The sequence below is a fragment of the Burkholderia sp. Bp9016 genome, assembly GCF_003857765.1.
GTDB lineage: Bacteria > Pseudomonadota > Gammaproteobacteria > Burkholderiales > Burkholderiaceae > Burkholderia.
The window spans coordinates 138,718-155,516 of record NZ_QTPY01000005.1; the positions used below are offsets into that span (position 1 = coordinate 138,718).

General features: G+C 67.3%; 18 protein-coding genes. 8 read left to right on the top strand and 10 right to left on the bottom strand.

Annotation, left to right across the window (positions count from 1 at the left end; all coding sequences use genetic code 11):
* Positions 1–112: 112 nt before the first annotated feature.
* A complete protein-coding gene (locus tag DIE13_RS08445; protein ID WP_124826710.1) occupies positions 113–319 on the top strand; it encodes a hypothetical protein in 207 nt (68 codons plus the stop codon).
* On the opposite strand, the gene DIE13_RS08450 is transcribed toward DIE13_RS08445, so the two are convergent.
* From DIE13_RS08450 to DIE13_RS08460, 3 genes are all read right to left on the bottom strand, one after another.
* Positions 308–1,447, bottom strand: a complete 1,140-nt coding sequence (locus DIE13_RS08450; RefSeq protein ID WP_124826711.1) for an OpgC domain-containing protein — start codon at positions 1,445–1,447, stop codon at positions 308–310. The genes DIE13_RS08445 and DIE13_RS08450 overlap by 12 nt on opposite strands.
* A 398-nt stretch (positions 1,448–1,845) precedes the next feature.
* On the bottom strand, positions 1,846–2,745 hold the full coding sequence (gene rarD / locus DIE13_RS08455; RefSeq protein WP_124826712.1) for an EamA family transporter RarD: 900 nt from the start codon (positions 2,743–2,745) through the stop codon (positions 1,846–1,848).
* 12 nt (positions 2,746–2,757) lie between these two features.
* The gene (locus DIE13_RS08460; RefSeq protein ID WP_124826713.1) at positions 2,758–3,054 is read right to left on the bottom strand and encodes an acylphosphatase; all 297 of its coding nucleotides are present in this window, start codon (positions 3,052–3,054) and stop codon (positions 2,758–2,760) included.
* Between the two features lie 187 nt (positions 3,055–3,241).
* Here DIE13_RS08460 and hpnA point away from each other — a divergent pair, with 187 nt between their 5' ends.
* Both hpnA and DIE13_RS08475 read left to right on the top strand, forming a co-directional pair.
* Positions 3,242–4,249, top strand: coding sequence for a hopanoid-associated sugar epimerase (hpnA, locus tag DIE13_RS08470; protein ID WP_124826714.1), 1,008 nt, complete (start codon positions 3,242–3,244; stop codon positions 4,247–4,249).
* Positions 4,250–4,357: 108 nt separating this feature from the next.
* Positions 4,358–5,653 carry a phage tail protein gene (locus tag DIE13_RS08475; protein WP_124826715.1) on the top strand — a complete coding sequence of 432 codons (1,296 nt, stop codon included), beginning with the start codon at positions 4,358–4,360 and terminating at the stop codon, positions 5,651–5,653.
* Between the two features lie 108 nt (positions 5,654–5,761).
* On the opposite strand, the gene DIE13_RS08480 is transcribed toward DIE13_RS08475, so the two are convergent.
* Positions 5,762–6,949, bottom strand: a complete 1,188-nt coding sequence (locus DIE13_RS08480) for a glycosyltransferase (RefSeq protein WP_124826716.1) — start codon at positions 6,947–6,949, stop codon at positions 5,762–5,764.
* A gap of 397 nt (positions 6,950–7,346) precedes the next feature.
* Between DIE13_RS08480 and ispH the strand changes: the two genes are divergently transcribed.
* Both ispH and hpnH read left to right on the top strand, forming a co-directional pair.
* Positions 7,347–8,288, top strand: coding sequence for a 4-hydroxy-3-methylbut-2-enyl diphosphate reductase (ispH, locus tag DIE13_RS08490; protein ID WP_096507844.1), 942 nt, complete (start codon positions 7,347–7,349; stop codon positions 8,286–8,288).
* A gap of 12 nt (positions 8,289–8,300) precedes the next feature.
* Entirely contained in the window at positions 8,301–9,461 is a 1,161-nt protein-coding gene (gene hpnH / locus DIE13_RS08495; RefSeq protein ID WP_124826718.1) for an adenosyl-hopene transferase HpnH, read from the top strand.
* Between the two features lie 149 nt (positions 9,462–9,610).
* Here hpnH and DIE13_RS08500 read toward each other — a convergent pair whose 3' ends face one another.
* From DIE13_RS08500 to DIE13_RS08515, 3 genes are all read right to left on the bottom strand, one after another.
* On the bottom strand, positions 9,611–9,871 hold the full coding sequence (locus DIE13_RS08500; RefSeq protein ID WP_124826719.1) for a hypothetical protein: 261 nt from the start codon (positions 9,869–9,871) through the stop codon (positions 9,611–9,613).
* Between the two features lie 152 nt (positions 9,872–10,023).
* Positions 10,024–10,503, bottom strand: a complete 480-nt coding sequence (locus DIE13_RS08505) for a hypothetical protein (protein ID WP_124826720.1) — start codon at positions 10,501–10,503, stop codon at positions 10,024–10,026.
* Between the two features lie 223 nt (positions 10,504–10,726).
* On the bottom strand, positions 10,727–11,104 hold the full coding sequence (locus DIE13_RS08515) for a hypothetical protein (protein ID WP_124826722.1): 378 nt from the start codon (positions 11,102–11,104) through the stop codon (positions 10,727–10,729).
* Between the two features lie 489 nt (positions 11,105–11,593).
* Here DIE13_RS08515 and DIE13_RS08520 point away from each other — a divergent pair, with 489 nt between their 5' ends.
* A complete protein-coding gene (locus tag DIE13_RS08520; RefSeq protein WP_124826723.1) occupies positions 11,594–11,947 on the top strand; it encodes a DOPA 4,5-dioxygenase family protein in 354 nt (117 codons plus the stop codon).
* Positions 11,948–12,089: 142 nt separating this feature from the next.
* A complete protein-coding gene (locus tag DIE13_RS08525) occupies positions 12,090–12,524 on the top strand; it encodes a nuclear transport factor 2 family protein (protein ID WP_124826724.1) in 435 nt (144 codons plus the stop codon).
* Positions 12,525–12,545: 21 nt separating this feature from the next.
* On the opposite strand, the gene trhA is transcribed toward DIE13_RS08525, so the two are convergent.
* From trhA to DIE13_RS08540, 3 genes are all read right to left on the bottom strand, one after another.
* The gene (gene trhA, locus DIE13_RS08530) at positions 12,546–13,166 is read right to left on the bottom strand and encodes a PAQR family membrane homeostasis protein TrhA (protein WP_124826725.1); all 621 of its coding nucleotides are present in this window, start codon (positions 13,164–13,166) and stop codon (positions 12,546–12,548) included.
* Between the two features lie 211 nt (positions 13,167–13,377).
* Complete coding sequence (locus DIE13_RS08535) at positions 13,378–13,584, bottom strand: YbdD/YjiX family protein (protein ID WP_014900797.1); 207 nt, start codon at positions 13,582–13,584, stop codon at positions 13,378–13,380.
* Between the two features lie 12 nt (positions 13,585–13,596).
* On the bottom strand, positions 13,597–15,675 hold the full coding sequence (locus DIE13_RS08540) for a carbon starvation CstA family protein (RefSeq protein WP_096507853.1): 2,079 nt from the start codon (positions 15,673–15,675) through the stop codon (positions 13,597–13,599).
* A 279-nt stretch (positions 15,676–15,954) separates the two neighbouring features.
* Between DIE13_RS08540 and dapF the strand changes: the two genes are divergently transcribed.
* Positions 15,955–16,761, top strand: coding sequence for a diaminopimelate epimerase (dapF, locus tag DIE13_RS08545; protein WP_124826726.1), 807 nt, complete (start codon positions 15,955–15,957; stop codon positions 16,759–16,761).
* The last annotated feature ends 38 nt before the right edge of the window (positions 16,762–16,799 follow it).

The window sequence follows — 16,799 nt, forward strand, 5'->3', positions numbered from 1 at the left end:
CCTCGGCGTGCGGCATGCACGCCACATTCTCCCGCCGGCGCGGCCAGCACGTCCTACACTGGTTGCAACAGCGCATCCTGTCCGCCGCGATGCGCACTGGCGGGAGAAAGTCATGAAAAGCAGAACGACACGGCTGTTGAGGATACTGTCCGACATCCGGCACGCGCAGCGCTGCACTGCGCTGCGCGCCGCCCGGGCGGCAGCCGAAGCCGACGCGGTGCTCGCAGAGCAGGACGACCCGAAGTCCGATGCACGCGACGACACCGAATCCGACGATCCGAACGCCGCCCCCCGCTCCCGCATCGGCTCACCTCACTGACGTCACCGCAGCCGCGCCGCGCCATCGCGCGAACCACGTTCCCGAACCCGCCACGGCAATCATCAGTCCGACCGCGCATGCGTCGGCCGCGAGGCCCACGCCGACATGCCGCAGCTCGGCGCCATGCGTGACCGGATGCAGCAGCGAATCGATGACGAGCGAGATCGCGGCGCCCGCGACGAAGCAGATCAGCCCGCGCTGGCCGACCGTGACGACCGGCCGCACCGCGCGCGCGATCCGCGCGATCCAGCCGTAGCGCACGAAGTCGGCCATCAGCCACGCGACCGCCGCAAAGCTGACGATGCGCGGCAGTGCGAGATCGCGCTTGAGCACGCCTTCCGGCACCGGCAGTCCCGACAGCAGCTTGTAGCTCGCGCAGCCGATCACGATCGCGCATGCGACACCGGTCGCCGCGGCGCTCCAGCGGCCGAGCGCGATGCGCCGGTAGACGGGCTGGCAGCGCGCGAGCACGCCGGCGACGAACATCAGTTGCCACGCGAACGGATTGAAGCTCCAGCGAAACGAATCGGTATCCAGCAGCTCGGGCCCGAGCCAGCCGGCCGCAAGCCACGAAGCCGCGCTGAAGCCGACGAGCAGCCACGGATGGCGGCGCGCGAACGGCACGATCACCGGCGACGCGAGCGCGAACAGCACGTACATCGGCAGCACCGACGCGAGATACGGCTGGCGCTGGAAAGTCAGCAGTTCGGCGAGGCCTGTGAGCGGCGACGCGAGCATCACGCTGACGTCGTCGAGCGCGAGGTTCGGCGCATCGATCCCGTAATGGTCGAGCACGACGGACACGACGAGCATCAGCGTCGACGTCGCGAGAAACGCGCGGTAGATCTGCATCGCGCGACGCACGAACCGCCGCTGCGCGGCGCGCGGGCCGTGCCGGTCGGCGATCGCGCCATACGCACTCGCGGTCGCGAAGCCGCCGAGGAACACGAACACTTCGGCCGCGTCGCACAGCGCGAACGCGTGGAGCGTCACGCGCGACAGCACGCTCGCGCCGATGTGGTCGACGACGATCATCAACAACACGATGCCGCGGAAGAAATCGACTTCGATCAGGCGGCCGCTGCGCACGGGCGAAACCGGGGCGGAGGACGGCGCGCTCAACGACATGAGCACACCTTTGCGACGAAGGCGCGACGCGCGCCGGTGGAAAGATCGGAAAGAAAGGGGCGAGCGAAATCAGCAGCGATACGCGTATGCGCGCATCGCACCAACCCGGCCGGCCCGGCACGGAGATGACCGTTCATGGAAAAGCTGCATACGAAGAGAAGACGGTCAGGTCAGTCTAACGGCCGCTCGGGGATACCCTGAGTAACAAAGTGCAACGGAATCTTCTGTTCGTTTACGGGGATGACAGCGGCGATACAGAATTGGCAACGCGGCCAGCCCGATGTCAGTGCGATGCCAGTTCGACGCCAGCATCGCGAAATTCGACCGCAGGAACGCGCGACGCACAGCCCGATGTGCAGCGCTATTTCGCGCTGCCGTCGCGTCGCGAGTGACGACGTTCAGCCGCGCATCGGCAGGCGCCGCATCAGCATCGCGCTGTGCCATGCGGTCAGCGCGACGGCGACCCAGATCGGTCCGTACGTCGCGAGCTGAGAGACACTCAGCGTCTCGCCGAGCAGCAGCAGCGACACCGCGACGAGCAGCACGGGCTCGACGTAGCCGAGGATCCCGAACAGCGCCATCGGCAGCATCCGGCTCGCCTTCAGATAGCTCGCGAGCGCGAGCGTGCTGAGCACGCCGAGCCCCGGCAGCAGCACGGCCCACAGCAGCGGGTGGCCGGCGACCGGCGTCGGGCTCGTCGACACCATCGCGAGCGCGACCGGACCCAGCAGCACGATCTCGATCGCGAACGCGGCCAGCGAATCGGCGTTGATCCGCCGGCGCAGCACGAAATACGGCGGATAGCCGAGCGCGACGACGAGCGTCGGCCACGCGAACGCGCGCGTCGCCCACACCTCGTGCGCGACGCCGAGCGCCGCACACGCGACCGCCGCCCACTGCAGCGGATCGAGCCGTTCGTGATAGTAGTAGCGGCCGACGAGCACCATCGTCAGCGGCAGCAGGAAATAGCCGAGCGACACTTCGAGCATGCGCCCGTGCAGCGGCGCCCACAGGAACAGCCACAGCTGCAGGCCGAGCAGCGCCGCGCTCACCGGCAGCGCGATCAGCAGGCGCCAGTCGCGTACGCTGCGCCGCACGAGTTCGACGAGCGCCGGCCAGCGGCCGCGCAGCGCGATCAGCGCGAGCGCGCCCGGGGCGGTCCACAACACGCGCCACGCGAAGATGTCGAGCCCCGTGAGCGGCGCGAGCAGTTTCGCGTACGCCGACATCAGCGCGAACAGCGTCGACGCCATCACCGACAGCATGAGGCCGCGCCCGGCTTCCGGATACCCCGTCATGTCGTGTTCGCCTTACTGCTGCTGGAAGCGTTCGAAGCGCCTTTCGATCCGACGCTCCTCGAACGTCACTTCGGTCACGCGCGCGGACGGCGGCCCGTGGCGCAGCCATGCGAGCATCCGGTCGATCTGCGCGCCGGGGCCCTGGATCATCGCCTCGACGCTGCCGTCCTCGAGATTCGCGACCCAGCCGCGCAGCTTCAGTGCATGCGCCTCGCGCACCGTCGCATGACGAAAACCGACGCCCTGCACGACGCCGCGCACCCGCACATAGTAGGTCTCGATCCGTTCGTCCAGTTCATTACGGCTCATCGCGTCGCCCTCCCGTTGCATTCAAGCCCGGCATTGTAGTCGCGTCGGCGGCTTCGCACACGCGTATGGCGGGGCCGCAGCGCCGCGGCCGCCCGCGCGGCGCTCGCGTCGCCGCTTGCGCCGACCACGTACAATCTCGCCGACGCACAACCGCCGCGCCGCTCGCGCGCGGCCCTGAAGGAAACGCATGACTGATACCTCCCGCGATCTCGTTCTCGTCACCGGCGCGTCCGGTTTCGTCGGCTCGGCCGTCGCCCGCATCGCGCAGCAGAAAGGCTATGCGGTGCGCGTGCTGGTGCGTCCGACCAGCCCGCGCACGAACGTCGCGGACCTCGACGCCGAGATCGTGACCGGCGACATGCGCGACGAGACGTCGATGCGCGCCGCGCTGCGCGGCGTGCGCTACCTGCTGCACGTGGCGGCCGACTACCGGCTGTGGGCGCCGGATCCGGACGAGATCGAGCGCGCGAACCTCGAAGGCGCGGTCGCGACGATGCGCGCCGCGCGCGCCGAGGGCGTCGAGCGAATCGTCTATACAAGCAGCGTCGCGACGCTGAAGGTCACGAGCGCGGGCGATCCGTCCGACGAGAACCGGCCGCTCACCGCCGAGCAGGCGATCGGCGTGTACAAGCGCAGCAAGGTGCTGGCCGAGCGCGCGGTCGAGCGGATGATCGCCGACGAAGGGCTGCCGGCCGTGATCGTCAATCCGTCGACGCCGATCGGCCCGCGCGACGTGAAGCCGACGCCGACCGGCCGCATCATCGTCGAAGCCGCGCTCGGCAAGATCCCCGCGTTCGTCGATACCGGGCTGAACCTCGTGCACGTCGACGACGTCGCGCACGGCCACTTCCTCGCGCTCGAGCGCGGCCGGATCGGCGAGCGCTACATCCTCGGCGGCGAGAACCTGCCGTTGCAGCAGATGCTGGCCGACATCGCGCAGATGACGAACCGCAAGGCGCCGACGATCGCGCTGCCGCGCTGGCCGCTCTACCCGCTCGCGATGGGCGCGGAGGCCGTCGCGAAGTTCACGAAGAAGGAACCGTTCGTGACCGTCGACGGGCTGCGGATGTCGAAGAACAAGATGTATTTCACGTCCGCGAAGGCCGAGCGCGAGCTTGGCTACCGCGCGCGTCCGTACCGCGAAGGACTGCGCGATGCGCTCGACTGGTTCGGCTCGGCGGGGTACCTGAAGTAACACAAAGCGGCGTGCTTCACGCCGCTTTGCGCACTTTGTTACACGTCGCTGACGGCCCGGCACCGGCGCAGCGGTTAAAATCGCGGGTCTTACGCAGAGAAGACACGCATGAACCTGAACGAACAGATCGATTCGCTCAACGCGGGCGTCGATCAGCTCCTCCACGATCACCACGCCGCACAGCAGGCGGCACGCAGCGCGGAAGCGTTCGCGCGCGCCGCCGCGGCGGAAGCCCGGGCCGCCGCCGAACGTCACGCCGCGGCGGAGAGCGAAGCCCAGGCCGCCGCGCAGCGCCACACGGCTGCTGCAGCGCAGGCCGAGGCCGCGCAGCAACGCCATGCCGACGCGGCCGCCACGGCCGAAGCCGCCGCTCAACGTCACAACGACGCAGCCGCGCAAGCCGAAGCCGCCGTCCAGCGTCACGCCGAAGCGACCGCGCTGACCGAAGCGCTCGCCCAACGTCACGCGGATGCCGAAGCCGCGTCGCAGCGTCATGCGACCGCGATCGCCGAAGCCGAGGCTGCCGCACAGCGCCATCACGCCGCGGCGACCGAAGCGGACGCCGCCGCACAGCGCCATGCCGTGGCCACGGCCGAGGCCGAAGCCGCCGCGAGGCGGTATGCGGAAGCGATCGCCGAAGCCGAAGCCGCGACGCAGCGCCACGCAGAAGCGATCGCAGAAGCCGAAGCGCTCGCGCTGCGTCACACGCAGGCCATCGCCGAAGCGGAAGCCGCCGCGCAGCGTCACGTCGACGCGACCGCCGAGGCCGAAGCCATCACGCAACGCCACGCCGAAGCGATCGCGCAGGCCGAAGCCGCTGCCGAGCGCCACACGAAGGCCATCGCCGACGCGGAAGCGTTGGTCGAAGCCGTCGTGAAGGAAGCCGCTGCGACTGCCGCAGCGCCTGCAGCCGCAGCGGCAGTCGCCGCCGAAGTCGTCGAACCGGCAGCCGAGCCGGTCGGGGAGGCAGTCGCCCCGGTAGCAGCCGATGCCGCCGGCGCAGCGCCGGCGAACGCAGGCGCCGCGATCGAAGTCGCCCCCGCCGCCGAAGCAACCGATGCAGCCGACGCCACGGCCGACAAATCGACGCTGCACGTCGCCCGTCCGTCGCAAAACGAGCTGACGCTGACCGTCAACGGCCAGTCGATCACGCTGCACCCGGAGCAACTGGGCCAGCTGATCGAGGAGCTCGCGCATGCGCGCGCGTCGATGCAGCCGGAACCGCCGCCGGGCATCCCGGCCGGCTGGCGCTTCGTGACGACAAAGAACCCGATGATGGCCGTGCAGAAGCAGTCGAACGGCGATCGCCTGCTGGTCGCGCGCCACACCGGCTACGGCTGGGTGCCGTTCACGTTCTCGCCGGACGTCGTGATCCAGATGTACATGATGCTGACGCAGCGGTAAGCACGCGCGGCCTGCGCCGCAAACGAAACAGCCCGACCGGTTCGCACCGGTCGGGCTGTTTGCCCTCCGAAGTCCGGGAGCGCGCAGCCGGCCTGCGCCGGCCGCCGCTCAGCGCTCCACCGGCGCCTGAACGCGCGCCTTCCACTGACCGCCCTTGCCGCGCCAGTAGCGCCACGCGGACGCGAACGTCGCGCCGACGTAGAACAGCGCGACGAGCGGCAGCGCGGGCGCCCACAGCGGCGAGCGCCGGTAGTAGCGCAGCATCGGTGCATACGCGGTGCACATCGACGCCCATGCGAGCCACGCCGGCCATGCGCGCGCACCGTACACGAGCGCGGCGACCGGCGGCACGAGATAGATGATCGTCATCCCGAGCAGCGTGCCGGCGAGCAGCAGCGGCGAATAGTGAAGCTGGGTGAACGCGGTGCGCGCGATCATGTTCCAGATGTCGCGCCAGCTGTCGTATGGGCGCAGCGACACGCTGCGGTCGGCCAGGTCGAGCCGGATCGGATGCCGGCCGCTGCCGCGATGCTTGATCTGCGCGGCGAGACTGCAGTCGTCGATCAGCGCACCGCGGATCGATTCGATGCCGCCCGCCTCCTCGAGCGCGGTGCGCCTGACGAGCATGCAGCCGCCGGCCGCGCCGGCTGTCCGGTTACGCGGATTGTTGATCCACGAGAACGGATAGAGCTTCGCGAAGAAGAACACGAAGGCCGGGATCAGCGCCTTTTCCCAGAACGAATCGCAGCGCAGCCGCACCATCAGCGACACCAGATCGCGCTGCTCGGCTTGCGCCCGCGTGACGAGTTGCGCCACCGCGTCGGGCGGATGCCCGATGTCGGCATCGGTCAGCAGAAGATAGTCGGCCGGCAGCCCGAGCGTACGAACCGCCGCGATGCCCTGCGACTGCGCCCACACCTTGCCCGACCAGCCGGCCGGCAACGGCTTCGCGGCCAGCACCGTCAGGCGGTCGGCGCGGTTGATCGCAAGCGCGGCCGCGCGGGCGGCGTCGGCCGTGCCGTCGTCGCTGTGGTCGTCCACGATGATCAGATGAAACTCGCCCGGATAATCCTGCTCGAGCAGCGACGTCGCCGCGCGAGCGATCACGTCGACCTCGTTGCGCGCCGGCACGACCGCGACGACGGCCGGCCAGCCGGCTTCGGCAGCAGCGCCGCGCGCGTCGGGCGGCAACGCCCGCGCCGGGCGTGCACGCCAGAAGCCGCCGCGCGCGACGAGCAGCACGATCCAGATCAGCAGCGACAGGCCCGATACAAGGAACGTCAGCGCGAGCATCATCGGCACACCTCCCGCCGGGTGCCGGCCCGCTCAATCGGGGTCGGAGTGAAAACACCCAAATCCGCATGGGCGGCAGGGCAATACGCGTAAGAATCGACGATCATCGAATGGCCTTGAAATGAGCGCGACGCCGGGCAGCCGGACAGGCTGCCCGCGAAACCGCGCAGTTTACCGGGTTCCGCGCCCGCGAGCGCCGACGGGGCGCTGCGGCGATTGCAACAGCGCCGATACGGCACCAAAGCAAGGACGGCCCGATAGAGTTAAAATGCGCGATTAATTCGGGGTTCCGAGGCCTGGCTTGGCCGGTTCGTTTCCTGCCTTCATAACATCAAGCCGGGGCGAGCGGGCAGTGCCAGCTCCTCGAACCCCGGCGTCTGTCGTCGGAGTTCGCTCACCTATGCGAGTCATCCTTGCCCAGCCCCGCGGCTTTTGTGCGGGGGTTGTCCGTGCGATCGAGATCGTCGATCGCGCGCTGCAACAGCACGGCTCGCCGGTCTATGTGCGTCACGAAATCGTGCATAACCGGCATGTCGTCGAAAACCTGCGCAATAAAGGGGCGCGATTCGTTGAGGAGCTCGACGAGGTGCCGCATGGCGCCGTGGCGATCTTCAGCGCACACGGTGTCGCCCAGACGGTCGAGCGTGATGCGCAAACGCGCGGGCTCGACGTGCTCGACGCCACGTGCCCGCTCGTCACGAAAGTGCACGTGCAGGGCCGGCAATACGTCGCGGCGGGCCGCCGGCTGATCCTGATCGGCCATGCGGGCCATCCGGAAGTCGAGGGCACGATCGGCCAGATTCCGGCCGAGGTGATCCTCGTGCAGAGCGAAGCCGAAGTCGGTACGCTGACGCTGCCGGTCGATACGCCGGTGGCATACGTCACGCAGACGACTTTGTCGGTCGACGACACGCGCGGCATCATCGAAGCGCTGCAGCGCCGGTTCACCGACATCGTCGGCCCGGACACGCGCGACATCTGCTACGCGACGCAAAACCGCCAGGCCGCCGTGCGCGAACTGAGCGAGCAGGTCGACGTGCTGCTGGTCGTCGGTGCGACGAACAGCTCGAACTCGAACCGCCTGCGCGAGATCGGCACCGAAAGCGGTGTGCCGAGCTATCTCGTCGCCGACGGCTCGGAAGTGAAAGCCGAATGGTTCGCGGGCGTGCAGACGGTCGGTCTGACCGCCGGCGCGTCGGCACCCGAGGAAATGGTTGAGGATGTAATCAGTGCGCTGCGCGCGCTGGGGCCCGTCGATGTCGCGACGATGGCGGGCCGTGAGGAAAAAGTCGAATTCAAGTTGCCGGCGAAGCTTACGCAAGCTGTCGCCCGCGAAGTTTAAGGAGGACATCTCTTGTCTATTCCGCTGCTCCAGCAAGTCCGCGTCGGCGCATACATCATGCGCCAACACCTGTCCGGCAACAAACGCTATCCGCTCGCGCTGATGCTCGAGCCGCTGTTCCGCTGCAACCTCGCCTGTAACGGCTGCGGCAAGATCGATTATCCGGACCCGATCCTGAACCAGCGCCTGTCCGTCGAGGAATGCCTGGAAGCCGTCGACGAGTGCGGCGCGCCCATCGTGTCGATCGCCGGTGGCGAGCCGCTGCTCCACAAGGAGATGCCGGAAATCGTCAAGGGCATCATGAAGCGCAAGAAGTTCGTGTACCTGTGCACGAACGCGCTGCTGATGGAAAAGAAGATGGACGACTACGAGCCGAATCCGTATTTCGTCTGGTCGGTCCACCTCGACGGCGACAGGGACATGCACGATCATTCCGTGTCGCAGGAAGGCGTGTACGACAAGGCGGTCGCGGCCATCAAGGAAGCGAAGCGCCGCGGCTTCCGCGTGAACATCAACTGCACGCTGTTCAACGATGCGATCCCCGAGCGCGTCGCGAAGTTCTTCGACACGCTGGGGCCGATCGGCGTCGACGGCATCACGGTTTCGCCGGGCTACGCGTACGAGCGCGCCCCGGATCAGCAGCACTTCCTGAACCGCGACAAGACGAAGAACCTGTTCCGCGAAATCCTGAAGCGCGGCGAAGGCGGCAAGCGCTGGTCGTTCAGCCAGTCGTCGCTGTTCCTCGACTTCCTAGCCGGCAACCAGACGTACAAGTGCACGCCGTGGGGCAACCCGGCGCGTACCGTGTTCGGCTGGCAGAAGCCGTGCTATCTGGTCGGCGAAGGTTACGTGAAGACCTTCAAGGAACTGATGGAAGACACGAACTGGGACAACTACGGCGTCGGCAACTACGAAAAGTGCGCGGACTGCATGGTCCACTGCGGCTTCGAAGCCACCGCCGTGATGGACACGATCTCGCATCCGCTGAAGGCACTGCGCGTGAGCAAGAAGGGCATCAAGACCGACGGCCCGTTCGCACCGGACATCTCGATCGCGAAGCAGCGCCCGGCCGAGTACGTGTTCTCGCGCCACGTCGAGATCAAGCTCGAGGAAATCCAGCGCGCAGGCAAGGGCAAGCTGCAGAAGCCGGCAAAGCCGGCAACGGCGGCTTAAGCGCGTTTCGCTGCGCGAAAGGCTTACGCCTTCGCACGAGCGGGCAACGAAGAAGCGCCACGGAGTTCGCTCCGTGGCGCTTTTGTTTGGCCGGCAGCCGTCATGAGACAACGCGTGCGTTCGCGCATATGCCTGCGAACGCCGCCCGCCTAGTGCCGCGACTCCGCCGCCGCGATCAGTTGCCACGCGGTCGGCCCGCGATCGAGCAGCGGGTCGGAAGGCGGGTCGAGATCGTGCCGATGCGCATCGTCGGACGGCAACGTCTGCGACTTCGCGATGCCGATTTCGTCGCCGCACACGGTACACCGATAGATGCCCGCCACCGTCACCTTGCTGCCGGGCAGCAGATTCTCGCTGAATGCGCGGCCGCTTCCGCACGTGAAGTAGCCGCCGATCCTGTATAGCGCCATCGCGCCTCCTGAACGAAACGAATGCGTTCGCGCCGACACGCGCGATCGTCGCGAGCGCGAGGGTGGATCGTCATCGCCCGTACGCGTGCGGGCTGCCGTGATGCCCCTGGACGGCGAGAACCGGCCTCGGGGGCCGGTCGCGTGGCAGCCGCTCAATGCAGAACGGCCGGTTTCCGCATCTTCGATGCCGCCTGCTCGACCAGGGCCGGTTGCCCGGCGGATGCGAACGCGCACACGTGATTCCACAGCTCGGCCAGCCGATGCCGCGTGAGCGTCGCGACGCATGCGTCGTTCGCGGCGAGCACGCGTTCGAGCACCGCGCATTCGTCCTCGTGCAGCGTCCATGCGCCGCTTCGCGCGGCGCGCGCCACGCTCGCGTCGAGCGCCCGCTCCGCCTCGACGCACAGGTCGATGCTCGCATCGGCACATACGTCGTCGTCGAGCGCGAGGAACACCAGATAGACGCTCGTGCGCAACCGCATCAGCAACGTTTCGCTGCCGTGCTCGCCGCGCAGCGCGACGAGCGCCATGTGGCATTTCAGCGAGATGTCGCGCACATGCGCAGGCGGCAGCGGCAGCAGCCATTCGCGGGTCAGCGGCGCGTGCCGACGGCCTTTTCGGACAGCCTTCATGATTCGCACTCGCTTGCAAACGCATCGTCCGCGATGAACACCGGCCATGCCGTTCGGCACGCGACCGCGCTACGGCTCGCGTCCCGCCGGCCGTTCGCAGGACGCCGGGCGTCGTACGCGTCGGCCCGCCACCACGTCGCACGCTCGCCGCGAAACCGGCGCAATGCCGACGTGCGCAACACGTCGGGGAATCGATTCGGGCATCCCATTTGCGTCTCCCGCATCAGAACGTGTTCTCGCCCTTCAGGTAGTACGCGGTCTTCACGAAGAACGCCTGCACCGGATGGCCGCTCCGCGCGGCGCTGTCCGCACGTGCTTCCATCGCGGCCTTCTGCTCGCGCGAACGGTCCGGCATCGGGTTCCTCACCCGCTCCAGCGCGCGTTGCATCGCGAGCGGATAGTTCTGGTTGCCGGCCGTTGTCGCGCGAAAGCCGGCACGCGTCATCTGCATCAGCTGCATGTTGGTTTCGGCACGCGCCGCCGACCAGTTCAACGGCGCGGCGTTCGGCTGCCATTCGGTATTGGATGCCTGTGCGAAGCTCGCGGCGGGCAGCGCGGCAAGCGTAACGGACAGGGCAGCAAGGGAAACGAGGGATCGCATCGTGGCCTCCAGATGGTTGCGTCCGCATCGATCGTCGTCGATGCCGTGCAGTCATCGTATGTCGCGTCGCAATGCGCTTGAATAGCCGATTCCGCAATTGATATTTTCAGCGCGAAAATCCGGGCCGCGATCCACGTGAATCGCCATTGCTGCCGAACCGGAATTTCTTCATTTCATTCAATGACCTGATCGCGTCTTTCCAGGCGATTCGCCGTCGCGCATCCCGCGTTTTTTCAGTTTTCGAAATGAAATATTGCCTGCGCGGGAAGCGGCCGCAGCCCTTGCCGGCGCGGCTTTCGGCACGATGCGACGCATACGGACACGAGCGAGAACGGCACCGCGCTGCAAGCCGAATACCAGGACGCATAGCCCATCCTCCGCGCCGAAATCCCGCTCCGCGACAAGACGTGTCCGACAAGGAAGCGCGATAATTGCGCATCGGCCGTCGTCACGGCTCTCACGCATTCCCTTTTCTTCTCGAGTCCCGCCATGGCTGCCATCGACACCACTGCCATCGATAGTTGGCACGCACACGTCTACTTCGACGCCGCGAGCCGCGACGCGGCCTGGGCGTTTCGCCTGATCGTCGAAGGGCGATTCGGCGCGGTCATCGAACTCGGCCGCTTTCACGAACGCCTCGTCGGCCCGCACCCGGCGTGGTCGTACCAGATCGCGTTCGACGCCGCGCAGTTCGACACCATCGTGCCGTGGCTCGTGCTGAATCACGGCGCGCTTGATATCTTCCTGCATCCGAACACGAACGACGAATTGCGCGACCATCGCGATAGCGCGGTATGGATCGGCAAGTCGTACGTGCTGAATCTCGACGCGCTGGCTGGCTGACCGGCGCACCGGCCGCCCCGTCGACGGCCGGTGCGCGGCCCCATCCGGCAAACGCCGCAGCCACGTTTCGGCTTGGGCTGAAACGTCCGGCGCCGCCGCGTCACTACAGTGGTTCCGTTATCCACGCCTGCCGGAGCCCACCATGACCCACACCGACACCGATGCGCGACGCATTCACGAGAACTGGCACGCCGCCGTCGTCGCACGCGACTTCGACGCGCTGATGTCGCTGTACGCGGACGACGCGATACTCGAAACGCCGCTCGTCGTCGTCACGCTGCCCGACCGCGGCTGCGGCGTGCTGCACGGCAAGGCGGCGATCGGCGAATTCTTCGCGGCGGGCCTGCGCAATCAGGGAAACAAACTCGGACGCTGGTACCGGACCGGGCAGTTCTTTTCGAACGGACAGCAAATCACTTGGGAATATCCGCGCGAAGCGCCGGAAGGCGATCAGGTCGATCTCGTCGAAGTGATGGATCTGCGCGACGGGCTGATCGCCCATCATCGCGTCTACTGGGGGTGGGTCGGGTTCATGGCGCTGCGCGACGCCGCGGCTCGAACGGCCGGGCGCGGATGAGAGCCGTCGCGCCCCGCACGCTCACGCGACATACATCGCGACACTGACGAACTGGCACAGGCTGCCGGCCAGCACGAAAAGGTGCCAGATGCCGTGCCCGTGGCGAATACGCTCGTCGTTGATGAAGAAATAGATGCCGGCGCTGTAGATCACGCCGCCGGCCACGAGCCATGCGGCACCGACCGGCGGCAACGCGTGGATCAGCGGACGGATCGCGACGAGCGCGAGCCAGCCCATCAGCACGTAGAGCACCATCGACACGATGCGCGTGCGCCGCCCCAGCGTGAGTTCCTGCGCGATCCCGAACGCGGCAAGCCCCCAGCTCACGCCGAACAGCGACCAGCCCCACGGGCCGCGCAGCGTGACGAGCGTGAACGGCGTGTAGCTGCCCGCGATCAGCAGATAGATGGCCGAATGATCGCACTTCTGCAGGATCGCCTTGAGCCGCGGATTGCGCACGCTGTGATACGCCGTCGAGATCGCGTAGAGCAGGATCAGCATCGCGCCGTACACGCTGAAGCTCACAATCTTGTAAGGATCGTGGTCGAGTGCGCCCATCGTCACCAGCGCGACCAGCCCTGCCACCGACAGCACCGCGCCGACGAGATGGGAAATGCTGTTGAAACGCTCACCGACATGCACGGCGGATTCTCCTGCGCGGATTCATCGGAAAAAAGAGAGGCATATGATACCGGTCGCTCGATTAAGCCGTACTGAAGCCGGTCAAACGCCGCGGTTACGGCCAGGCGACGCGCACCATCCAGCCCCAAAAAGAAAAAGCGCCGCGAATACCTTCGCGGCGCTTCCTGGTCCATCACCGGCCGGCCTTACCGGGCGGCTTCTTCGGCCCGGTTCAGCAGCACTTCCCTGCCCCCGACCCGTACCGCGCATTCTGGCGTTCGCGGAAGAATGCCTCGTACGTCATCGGCTCGCGGTCCGGATGGGTTTCACGCATGTGCGCGACGTAGGTGTCGTAGTCGGGCAGGCCGACCATCAGCCGCAACGCCTGCCCGAGATAACGCCCCGCGCTGCGCAGGTCGCTGCCAAGATCGCTGAACATCGCGGCCTCCCGTTATCGGCCGCTGCCGAGCGCCTGCGCGGCCGGCATCGGCTCGTACGGCGTCTCGCGCACGGTCGGCTTCGACTCGCGGCGCGCGCGCAGCACGGCAATCACGCCGTACACCGCGATCGCCACGACGACGAAGATGAACAGGCCGGCCAGCGCCGCATCGATGTAGTCGTTGAAGATGATCCGCTGCATCTGCGCGATCGACTTCGCCGGTGCCAGCACCTTGCCTTCGTCCACCGCGGCCTGCAGCTTCGCGGCGTGCGCGAGGAAGCTGACCTTCGGATTCGCGTCGAAGATCTTCTGCCAGCCGGCCGTCAGCGTGCAGATCAGCAGCCACACGGTCGGCACGATCGTCACCCACGCATAACGCTCGCGCTTCATCTTGAACAGCACGACAGTGCCGAGCACCAGCGCGATCGCGGCGAGCATCTGGTTCGAGATGCCGAACAGCGGCCACAGCGTATTGATGCCGCCGAGCGGATCGACCACGCCCTGATACAGGAAGTAGCCCCACGCGGCCACGCACAGCGCGGTGGCGACGAGGTTCGCGGGCAGCGACTCGGTGCGCTTGAGCGCCGGGTGGAACGTGCCGAGCAGGTCCTGCAGCATGAAGCGGCCCGCACGCGTGCCGGCGTCGACGGCCGTCAGGATGAACAGCGCCTCGAACAGGATCGCGAAGTGATACCAGAACGCCATCATCGCTTCGCCGCCGATCACCTGGTGCAGGATGTGCGCCATGCCGACGGCCAGCGTCGGCGCGCCGCCCGCGCGCGCGATGATGGTCGTTTCGCCGACGGCCTTGGCCGTCTGCGTGAGCATGTCCGGCGTCAGCACGAAGCCCCATTGCGTGACGGTGTTCGCCACCGCTTCCGGCGTCGAGCCGAGCACGGCCGCCGGCGCGTTCATCGCGAAGTAGATGCCCGGCTCGATCACGCAGGCCGCGACGAGCGCCATGATCGCGACGAACGATTCCATCAGCATCGCGCCGTAACCGATGAAGCGCGCGTTGGTTTCGTTGTCGATCAGCTTCGGCGTCGTGCCCGACGAGATCAGTGCGTGGAAGCCCGACACCGCGCCGCATGCGATCGTGATGAACAGGAACGGGAACAGGTTGCCCGACCACACCGGGCCGGTGCCGTCGACGAACTTCGTCAGCGCGGGCATCTTCAGTTCCGGTGCGACGACCAGGATGCCGATCGCGAGGCCGAGGATCGTGCCGATCTTCAGGAACGTCGACAGGTAGTCGCGCGGCGCGAGCAGCAGCCACACCGGCAGCACCGATGCGACGAAGCCGTAGCCGATCAGGATCCACGTGAGCTGCGTGCCGTTGAACGTGAACCATGCGGCGAGCGTCGGCGAATCGTGCACGGTCTGGCCGAACGCGATCGATGCCATCAGCAGCACGAAGCCGATGATCGACACTTCGCCGATGCGGCCCGGACGGATGTAGCGCGTGTAGACGCCCATGAACAGCGCGATCGGAATCGTCGCTGCGACGGTGAACGTGCCCCACGGCGAGTTCGTCAGCGCCTTCACGACGATCAGAGCGAGCACCGCGAGAATGATCACCATGATCAGGAACGCGCCGAACAGCGCGATCACGCCGGGCACCGTGCCGAGTTCCATCTTGACGAGGTCGCCGAGCGAGCGGCCGTCGCGACGCGTCGAGATGAACAGCACGATGAAGTCCTGCACCGCGCCCGCGAACACGACGCCGGCCAGGATCCAAAGCATGCCGGGCGTGTAGCCCATCTGCGCGGCGAGCACGGGCCCGACGAGCGGCCCCGCGCCGGCGATCGCGGCGAAGTGATGGCCGAACAGCACGTACTTGTTGGTCGGTACGTAGTCGAGGCCGTCGTTGTATTTCACTGCCGGCGTCATCCGCAGCCCGTCGAGCTGCATGACCTTGCTGGCGATGAAACGGCTGTAGAAGCGATATGCGATCAGATACACGCAGACCGCGGCGATCACGATCCAGAGTGCGCTGACGCGTTCGCCGTGCGCAAGTGCGATCGTCCCGAACGCGAATGCGCCGAGCAGCGCGACCGCGATCCAGAGCAGGGTGCTGGAAGCCCGATTCATGGCGTCTCCTGGTCTCCTATGTGGTTTTGAGTGGATCCGGCAAGGCGCCGAACCCGCGTGACGTCGATGCGTCGTGCCGCGTCTCGTGGAAGCCGCGGCGGTGGGCCGTAGTATTCCGCGCGACGGGGGACGCTTACAAGCGCACAACTACGTACGTGGGGCTACGTAGAATTACGTAGCCCCGGGTCGTTTCGTGTCACGGGCGCCGTCGTCGGGCGGCGATTGATCGCCGTCGACAAGCCACGTACAGTAATTACCTGCCTCGATTATGGAGCCGCCATGCCGATCGGATTTCAGAAGATGAACGCGAACGGCGACGACTTCGTCGTCGTCGACCTGCGCGGCCGGGACGCCGCGCCCCGCATCGACCGCGAGCTCGTGCGGCGCATGGGCGACCGTCGCTGCGGCATCGGCTTCAACCAGCTCGCGGTGATCTCGGACTGCGACGACGCGGCTGCCCGCGTCGCGTTCTGGAACCCCGACGGCTCCGCGCTCGATACCTGCGGCAGCGCGACGCGCGGCATCGCGTGGAAGCTGATGCGGGAGACGGGCGGGGCGTCGATCGTGCTGCGCACCAGCCGAGGGCTGCTTTCCTGTACGCAGGATGCGCACGGGCTGATCACGGTCGAGATGGGCGCGCCGCGCGTCGGCTGGCAGGACGTGCCGCTCGCCGAAGCAGCCGACACGCTCGCGCTCCCGCTGCCCGGCGCACCGGCCGCATGCAACATGGGCAATCCGCATTGCACGTTCTTCGTCGACGATCCCGGCGCGATCGATATCGAAGCGCTCGGGCCGGCGATCGAAACGCATCCGCTGTTTCCGCTGAAAACGAATGTGCATGTCGTGCAGGTGATCAGTCGCACACGTATCCGGCTGCGCATCTGGGAACGCGGCGGCGGCGTGCCGCTCGGCTCGGGCTCGTGTTCGTGCGGCGCGGTGGTCAACGGGATCCGGCGCGGGCTGCTCGACGAGACCGTGCGGGTCAGTTGCGATGGCGGGGATGTCGTCGTGCGGTGGGACGGCGCCGGCAGCGTGTTGCTGAGCGGGCCGGTCGCGTTCGGCTTCGACGGGGTGTGGACGGAGTGACGATGCCGGCGAGGCGGTCGCCGGCAAAAGCGACATGC